Below are 8578 nucleotides of genomic sequence, written 5' to 3' on the forward strand. Positions count from 1 at the left end.
ATATGTCAAAGAGCCATTGGCATGGAGCAAGATACGGCCTCCCGTCTGAAGAAAGCGCTCCGCCAAAGAAAGCGTGGCATCACTGCGTTGCCACATATAAACCAGGCCGCCCACATAGTCTTTCCATGTTTCGGCGGTGGCTTCACCAATACAAAACCTGATCTTCGCACTTCGTTTTCAACAAAATCAGCGAATCTTCAAGTGTAGGGATAAGGAATCGCTGTATCATATAGCACCCTTTCCTTGCCCCATTTTAGTGAATAAACCCTTTCTATTATGTCAGCAATTTTTCAGGACTTGGAAGCCCGCCGTACTGAGGCCTTTTTGGGAGGTGGTGTTAAACGTATTGAGAAGCAACATGCCAAAGGCAAACTGACGGCACGTGAACGGATAGACCTCTTATTGGATCCAGGTTCGTTTCAGGAAATGGGCATATTTGTCCGTCACCGTAGCCGTGATTTTGGAATGGAGGAAGACCGCCCGTATGGTGACGGCGTGGTGACGGGTTATGGAACAATCAATGGCCGCACGGTCTATGTGTTTAGCCAAGACTTTACGGTATTTGGCGGTTCACTTTCAGAGACTCATGCCGAGAAGATCGTCAAGATTATGAAAATGGCGATGGACAATGGTGCTCCCGTTATTGGTCTGAACGACTCCGGTGGTGCGCGTATCCAAGAAGGAGTGATGTCCTTGGGTGGATATGCGGATATCTTCTTGCTGAATACCCTGTCATCGGGCGTTGTACCACAAATTTCGGCCATTTTAGGCCCTTGTGCAGGAGGCGCCGTATATAGTCCGGCCATCACCGATTTTGTCTTTATGGTAAAAGAGTCCAGCTATATGTTTGTGACGGGGCCAGATGTGGTAAAAACGGTAACGAACGAACACGTGACTTCCGAAGAATTGGGCGGTGCGGATACCCATGCTTCCAAGAGTGGGGTGGCACATTTGGCGTGCGAAAGCGAGGCCGATTGCCTATTCCGAATTCGCGAACTCCTGTCTTTTTTGCCCCAAAATTGCGAGGAACAACCGCCTATTTTTGGTACTTTGGATCCGAGAGACCGCCTCATTCCGGAGCTTAATGAATTTGTGCCGGAAAACCCGAATAAGCCCTATGAGATGAAGGATGTGATCCGTGCTATTGTGGATGACGGCAATTTCTTTGAGATTCACCCAGACTTTGCGGCCAATATCGTGGTGGGATTTGCCCGCCTGAATGGCCGTCCGATCGGGGTAGTTGCCAATCAACCAGCGGTTCTCGCAGGTGTATTGGACATAGATGCCTCGACCAAGGGGGCACGTTTTGTACGCTTCTGCGATGCGTTTAATATTCCTTTGGTGGTATTCGAGGATGTTCCGGGCTTCTTACCGGGAACCGACCAAGAGTGGCGCGGCATTATTCGGCATGGAGCCAAGTTGCTGTATGCTTTTTGCGAGGCCACTGTGCCACGTCTCACGGTCATTACCCGAAAGGCGTATGGTGGTGCTTATGATGTAATGAACTCCAAACACATCCGTGGCGACCTCAACTTTGCTTGGCCCAGTGCCGAAATCGCGGTCATGGGGCCAAAAGGTGCGGTAGAAATTATCTTCCGGAAGCAAATTTCGGAAGCAGAGGACAAAGAGGCCGCAGCCGAAGTCCTGATTCAGGAATACCGCGAGAAGTTTGCAAACCCCTACATCGCCGCCGAGCGCGGCTTTGTGGATGACGTAATCATGCCATCTGAGACCCGGAAACGATTGATTGCCGGCTTGGAAATGATGAAAAACAAAGTCATCAACAATCCTAAGAAGAAACACGGCAATATCCCGCTCTGATGCTGCGCCGGGCAGTCGCTTGGCAAAATTGGCCATCCCTTGTACCTCTAAACGTACAAGGGATTTTTTATGGGAGTACATCTTCATGACAAGATCGCTGAAAAGTAGAAACTTTCTGCCAATGTGTCATTATTATAACTAAAAAAAGACCCTTATGGATAGACAAGCGTTACAAGAACGGTTTGGGCTACGCGGCAACTCGGTTGCATTTTGGCAATTGATAGACCGGGTACGTATGGTGGCCCCCAGCGACATTACAGTATTGATTGAGGGCGAAAGCGGGGTGGGTAAGGAACTCATTGCACAAGCCTTGCACGGCCTCTCGGCACGACGCCACCGTCCGATGGTGGTGGTAAATTGTGGAGCCATTCCAGAGGGCCTTATCGAATCTGAACTATTTGGTCACGAAAAAGGGTCTTATACAGGTGCAACGGAACGACGTGCCGGATATTTTGAAGAAGCAGACAACAGCAGCATCTTTTTAGATGAAATTGGCGAATTGCCCATGTCGGCCCAGGTTCGGTTGTTGCGGGTGTTGGAATCGGGGCAGTTTAGTCGGGTAGGTTCGTCCAAAACGCAGAAAGTAAATACCCGAATTGTGGCAGCTACCAACCGCAACCTCGCGGAAGAAGTCCGTTCGGGACGATTTAGAGAAGACTTATATTATCGTCTTTCTACGGTTACCCTGCAAGTTCCCCCATTACGCGACCGTAAGGAAGACATCTTGCCTTTGTTTGAATATTTTCTGTTTCGCTTTGGTCAGCAGTATAATGCACCTCGAAAAAAATTAGACGACGCTGCCCGAAGCCTACTGATGCAATACCGTTGGCCGGGGAATATCCGAGAACTTCGGAATACCGCCGAGCAGGCAACGGTATTGGTTCGTTCAGAAACCCTCACGGTAGCAGATATTCAGCCCTTGTTACGTGGGGTAACGGCCAATCAGGCATTGATCTATCCAGGAAGTAATCGTTCGGAAGATCCTTTCGGCAACTCGCCCGAATTGTTATACCGCCTTTTGCTTGAAATGAAATTAGAAATGCGGGAGATGAAAGCCGTCCTTCATGCTATGGCGACCAAAGAAGGGGTTGCTCGTTACGGAAGTATCCCACCGCAGCCCATTACCGCAGAAGCGCATTGGGTTTATTCAACAGATACTTCTTCCTCCTTATTACCCGCCCCGTTGGACGTGCGTTGGTCGGAAGCTCCACCGCGCACCGTTAAAGAATTCCCTAAGCGGCTTCCAGATGTCGTATCTTTTCCCGCTACAGTCGTTTCAGAAACCATTGAAGAAGCCGAAATTCAGGATGAAACCTCGACCCCAATAAATAACCTTGTTTTCCAAGAGCTACCAACCTTTCAGGAAATGGAAGAACGGCTCATTCGGGAAGGCTTACAGCGGTATGAAGGAAACCGACGATTAACGGCCAGAGCCCTGGGCATCAGTGAACGTACCTTATACCGCAAAATAAATGAATTAGGGATTGCGGCACCCGAAGACGAGGCCGAAGAAAAGGTCCCTCCCCGTCATGTGTGATGAATCTTTGTATTATGATTCGGACGAAACCTCTTGGTCGCCGTATTTTATCGGCCTTGCTTCTTTTTATGTCTCTGGGACATACGACGGGATGTGGGTACTACAGCTTGTCCGGAACTTCGATAGACGAAAAAATTAAGCGCATTGCGATTCCTGCAATCGAAGACCAAAGCAATAGCGGCCAACCCGCTCTGGGAGATGTCTTAAGCAATGCCCTTGTAAACAAGTTTGTTCGACAAACACGGTTGCGTTTGATGCAAAACGACTTTGATGCCGATGTGGTGGTGCGCTGTACCATCCGGCAATATACCAACCAGCCGACGGCTGTCTCCAGTACCGAACAGGCCACCCAAAATCGGGTAAGTTTAGTTGTAACAGCAACTTATACCAATCAACTGGAGCAAAAAGAACTTTTCCGGCGCGACTTTTCGCAGTCGGCAGAGTATGACCCCAATGACACCCGAAAAACCGAATACCAGACCGCGAAAGAAGTACTCGAAAACATCGCGAACGATATATTTACCGCCGCCACCTCCGATTGGTAGGTTCCACATCGGATTTATCCACAACCCAACCTGCATCAGACATGAGCAGCCTGCCTTGGCCCACCATTGTTGCCGCCTTGTATGCCATCTCGATGGCCGTGATCATTATTTACGGACTTAACCTGCTCAGCCTCGCCGTGGGTTTTGCACGGAAAAGCCGTCTCATAGAAGGCAAAGTCCCAGATCCCGACGACCTCGCAATACCCGATGGCTCGTGGCCTATTGTAACGGTGCAATTGCCCATGTTCAACGAATCCTATGTGGCTGAACGAATCATAGATATTTGCGCTGCCTTAGATTACCCACGTAACAAGTTGGAAATTCAGGTTTTGGATGATTCTACCGATGATACCAAGGACATTGTGGAAAAGCGCGTGGTCTATTGGCAAAAGCGTGGATTAGACATCATTCATGTACACCGGACCGACCGGACGGGCTATAAAGCGGGGGCTTTGCAAAATGCCATGACCTTTGCAAAAGGTGATCTCATCTGTATTTTTGATGCAGATTTTACGCCTTCGCCCGAATACCTGCGAAAATTGGTTCCGCATTTTCTCGAGGATCCGAAGGTGGGACTGGTGCAAAGCCGTTGGGGGCATATTAATGGCGATGCTTCGTACCTCACCCGTATTCAAGCAGCGAGTTTGGACGTACATTTTGCCATTGAACAATATGTACGTAACACGACCGGATGTTTTATGAACTTTAATGGGACGGCTGGTATCTGGCGGCGTGACTGTATTGACGATGCGGGTGGCTGGGAAAGTGATACGCTTACCGAAGACCTTGACCTGAGCTACCGCGCCCAGATGAAGGGCTGGAAGTTTAAATACCTGAACGAGGTGGAAGTGCCAGCAGAACTTCCCGTGGATATGGCCGCCCTTCGGACACAACAGTTTCGGTGGACGAAAGGCGCAGCAGAAACTTCTTTTAAACTACTCAAAATGCTTTGGCGTGCCGAACAGCCGCTCAAGGTAAAAGTGGAGGGAACGTTTCACATCACCAATTTTATTGTATTTCCCTTTGTGGTCACGGTTGCTTTGATCCATGTACCCCTCTTGGTGTTGCGGTGGATGGGTATGGGGCCGGGAGACGCCTATTTTGCTGTTTTGGGTTTGGGCTTTCTGGCCTTTGCGGGCGTAGTCATCACGCAAATCTTCGCCCAACGCGCCTTATACCCCAATTGGGCCCGAAGGCTTTTGGTACTACCCGGCTTTATGGCGGGCAGTATGGGGCTTTCCATCAACAATACCCGTGCCGTTTTACAAGCATTTCGGGGTAAAAAAACAGAATTTGTACGTACTCCCAAATTGAGTGATAAGGCATCGAATGTACAAACGGCCATCACAACCAAAAACAAGTACTCCAACAAAAAGATTTCACCAGTGGTCTGGTTAGAAGCCTTTGCTGCCTTATATTGTATTGCCGGAGTCGCGATGACAATCTACATTGGGGAATGGGCCGCTGTTCCATTTCAGGCGATGTTTGCCGCAGGATTTGCGTTAGTAAGTGGCTATAACCTGCAACAATTTTGGACGGCACGTAAGGCCGGTGCTGTCTGATTCCGGTTGGCCTCTTATTCCGCATCCTGCAACACCCGCCTAAAAATGGCCCCGACGGGCACGGCAGGAGAATCGCTTAAGGTATATGCTTACCCAACGTCTGAATGACATTCACCGCTTCATAGATCAGGGACGTATGGAGGACGCGCTAAAGTTGTTGCGCGAAGCCTCGCGGTCTTTTCCCGCACATGCCCCTTTATTTATCCTTTTGGCCGAAACCGCTGAAAAAGTAGGTCGGACAGACGAGGCGTTGAATGCGTGGCAACATGCATGGTTTTTGGTGCCCAACAGTACCTTTATTCGGCGGCAAATAGACCGTCTTTTGCCACCAAGACCCACCCACCGTGCAGATGTGCAGAAAAACACCGATCGTGCAGACTTCAACCCTCACTTTGAGCGCCCACAACGGTTGCATCTGCCTGTCACCCAAAAAATTATCCCGCCACCCCTGCCCCATCACAAACCGTTGGTTCCTAAACCACCGCCACTGCCCAAAGAAAGTGCCTCATCCGAGCCCTTTGTGACGCCTACGCAGGAGGCGCCTATTCCGCAGCCAGTTTTATCCTCCCCCGAACCTTTACTAGAAGCCCCGATTGTGGAAGTGAACGTTGATTTTGAATGGGCCGAACCACAACCCAACGCGCCCAATTACCCTGATGTCTCTTGGCATACCCTGAAAGAAACATTTCAGTATATTGAACCACCGAGACTGGAACCACAAACCCAGATTGATACGGTTTTCTCTAATATAGATGATTTGATTGCGCAATTGGAGCAAGCACCGCGCATCATTCCAAATCCGGAAAGCATCGAACGTACACCGCCTCCAGAAGAAGAAACCGATACCGAAGACATGGTTTCTGAAACCTTGGCCCGTATTTACACCACACAAAAGCAATACAGCGAAGCCATTTCGGTTTATAAGCGCTTGGCCAAGCTTCAACCTCTTCGGGCCGATTATTTCCTTAAGAAGGTTGCGGAATTACAGGGGAAATGAAAAATACGATTGTGCTGATGTGCTTGCTTTTTTGGGGATGCTCGGCGGTACCAAAACCGCTTTCGTTTGTGCATTCGGAAAGTTTGGCCTTGCAAGATGCTCGCCGTAACCGCACCATTCCGATTGAATTATATTTCCCACCCGGTTTTGGTGCTCGTTCATGGGCTCCATTGATCCTCATTAGCAGCGGCTATAACGGCAGCAATACCGAATACACCTTTCTTGCGCGAGCCTTGGCGGAAGACGGATTTTTGGTGGCTGGTGTGCAACACGAACAACCACAAGATGCCCCCATTGCGACGTCGGGGGATATTTTTGTTGTTCGGATGCCCGTATGGGAACGCGGCGTAGAAAACCTCCAATTTGTGGGTGCATATCTACGGTCCCGTTTTCCCCAAACCCCAAAGACAGCCCCTATTCTGATTGGGCACTCCAATGGCGGTGATATTTCTTTGCTATATGCCCGAAATTTTCCTGAAGAGGTTGCTGCCGTCGTTACACTAGATCACCGCCGGATGCCCATCCCTCGAAAATCGCATCCGCCTGTTTTGACCTTTCGAGCAGGAGAGTTTGAAGCCGATCCCGGCGTACTTCCCGACAGCGCAGAAGCGGCTCTTTGGGGAATTAACATCGTCAGATTGGAAAATAGCCTCCACAATGATCTCCGCGACGCAGGGAGTGAGGGGATTAAACAGCGCATCCTTGTTGATGTAAAACAGTTCATTGCCAAAACCCATCCCAATAAGCCAAATGGTCACTGAAATACGGGCTTACCACGATGCCCTCTCCGAGTTAGATCGGCAAATTTGCGAACGCCTGCGAGGAACCAAGTTTTAAAAAAGGTAACTATTTAGGAGGTCAAATTTGGCCGAGTCAGGAAAGAATATCCTTGCAAGGCATTCTTGAGTTGTAGAAAGATATTTTGCCTGTGTTTCCGTGCGGTTTGGAGAAAGGATTCGCGCTTTGTACCGTCCTCAAGTCGAAAACAGCCCGATACTTTTTGTTTCACTTTACTCCCTCGAACACTTTGTTCTGCGATATTATTGGTAAATGGGACTTCCTCGCGAAAACCTTAAATCTTGTCATACATTAACCTACACTTTTGATTCATAGAACCCCAAAAAACATGGATATTCAACGTATTTCGGTTATTGGAGCCGGAACAATGGGAAACGGTATTGCCCATGTCTTTGCACAAAATGGCTTTTCCGTTTCATTGGTAGATGTCACCGAGTCTGCTTTGCAAAAAGGTATCGAGACCATCCAACAGAATTTGTCGCGTCAGGTTAAAAAGGGCATCTTGAACGAAGAACATGCCACCACAACCCTTGGGCGGATTACACCGACTACGGGATTTGTTAGTGGTGTTGAACATGCAGACTTGGTGGTGGAAGCCGTAGCCGAAAACAACGATATCAAATCTCAGGTTTATCATTCTCTTGCAGAAGCCACCAAACCAAGCGCCATACTTGCATCCAATACCTCTTCTATCTCGATCACTTGGCTGGGCGCACAAAGTAAACGCGCCGAAAACGTGATCGGGATGCACTTTTTCAATCCTGTTCCGGTCATGAAATTGGTGGAGATTGTACGTGGCTACGAGACCTCCGACGCAACCTATCAGGCTATTTTTGCCCTCGCCGAGAAGATCGGCAAAAGTCCTGTTACCGTTCAAGATTATCCGGGCTTCGTCTCGAACCGCATCTTGATGCCGATGATTAATGAGGCCATTTATTGTGTAATGGAGGGCGTAGCGACCGTGCAAGACATAGATACGGTGATGCGTCTGGGAATGGCCCATCCGATGGGGCCATTGGCTTTGGCAGATTTTATTGGGTTGGATGTCTGTCTCTCCATTATGGAGGTGCTTCATCGGGGCATCGGCGACGATAAATACCGCCCCTGTCCGCTTTTGCGGAATATGGTAACGGCGGGACTTCTCGGTAAAAAAAGCGGGAAAGGGTTTTATTCGTATTGATTTTTTTGAGCCAAAGAGCAGCGTTACTCGTTACGTTACTCGGCCAAACGTTTTTCTTTAGTCAACCTTCCATCAATGCAAAGCGGCAGCCTCATTTTCGAGACTGCCGCTTTGCTTATCTGAGCCTAAGAAGGCGAT

The 8578-nt window shown here is 49.1% G+C and carries 8 protein-coding genes; 7 read left to right on the forward strand and 1 reads right to left on the reverse strand.

The features are described 5' to 3' along the window. Window positions 1-276: 276 nt before the first annotated feature. From JNN12_15265 to JNN12_15290, 6 genes are all read left to right on the forward strand, one after another. Window positions 277-1821 carry an acyl-CoA carboxylase subunit beta gene (locus tag JNN12_15265; protein ID MBL7979694.1) on the forward strand — a complete coding sequence of 515 codons (1545 nt, stop codon included), beginning with the start codon at window positions 277-279 and terminating at the stop codon, window positions 1819-1821. A 154-nt stretch (window positions 1822-1975) separates the two neighbouring features. Then, window positions 1976-3358, forward strand: coding sequence for a sigma-54-dependent Fis family transcriptional regulator (locus tag JNN12_15270; GenBank protein ID MBL7979695.1), 1383 nt, complete (start codon window positions 1976-1978; stop codon window positions 3356-3358). 14 nt (window positions 3359-3372) lie between these two features. Beyond that, window positions 3373-3903 carry an LptE family protein gene (locus JNN12_15275; protein ID MBL7979696.1) on the forward strand — a complete coding sequence of 177 codons (531 nt, stop codon included), beginning with the start codon at window positions 3373-3375 and terminating at the stop codon, window positions 3901-3903. A gap of 41 nt (window positions 3904-3944) precedes the next feature. Beyond that, window positions 3945-5465: a glycosyltransferase gene (locus JNN12_15280; GenBank protein MBL7979697.1), complete on the forward strand. Its 1521-nt coding sequence runs from the start codon at window positions 3945-3947 to the stop codon at window positions 5463-5465. 85 nt (window positions 5466-5550) lie between these two features. After that, on the forward strand, window positions 5551-6462 hold the full coding sequence (locus tag JNN12_15285) for a tetratricopeptide repeat protein (GenBank protein ID MBL7979698.1): 912 nt from the start codon (window positions 5551-5553) through the stop codon (window positions 6460-6462). Further along, on the forward strand, window positions 6459-7223 hold the full coding sequence (locus JNN12_15290; GenBank protein ID MBL7979699.1) for an alpha/beta hydrolase: 765 nt from the start codon (window positions 6459-6461) through the stop codon (window positions 7221-7223). Before JNN12_15285 ends, JNN12_15290 begins: the two co-directional genes overlap by 4 nt. 89 nt (window positions 7224-7312) lie before the next feature. Here JNN12_15290 and JNN12_15295 read toward each other — a convergent pair whose 3' ends face one another. Beyond that, window positions 7313-7501 carry a hypothetical protein gene (locus JNN12_15295; GenBank protein ID MBL7979700.1) on the reverse strand — a complete coding sequence of 63 codons (189 nt, stop codon included), beginning with the start codon at window positions 7499-7501 and terminating at the stop codon, window positions 7313-7315. Window positions 7502-7588: 87 nt separating this feature from the next. On the opposite strand from JNN12_15295, the gene JNN12_15300 reads away from it, so the two are divergent. After that, window positions 7589-8440, forward strand: a complete 852-nt coding sequence (locus tag JNN12_15300) for a 3-hydroxybutyryl-CoA dehydrogenase (GenBank protein MBL7979701.1) — start codon at window positions 7589-7591, stop codon at window positions 8438-8440. Window positions 8441-8578 lie beyond the last annotated feature (138 nt).

The sequence above is a fragment of the Bacteroidetes Order II. bacterium genome (assembly GCA_016788705.1).
GTDB lineage: Bacteria > Bacteroidota > Rhodothermia > Rhodothermales > UBA2364 > UBA2364.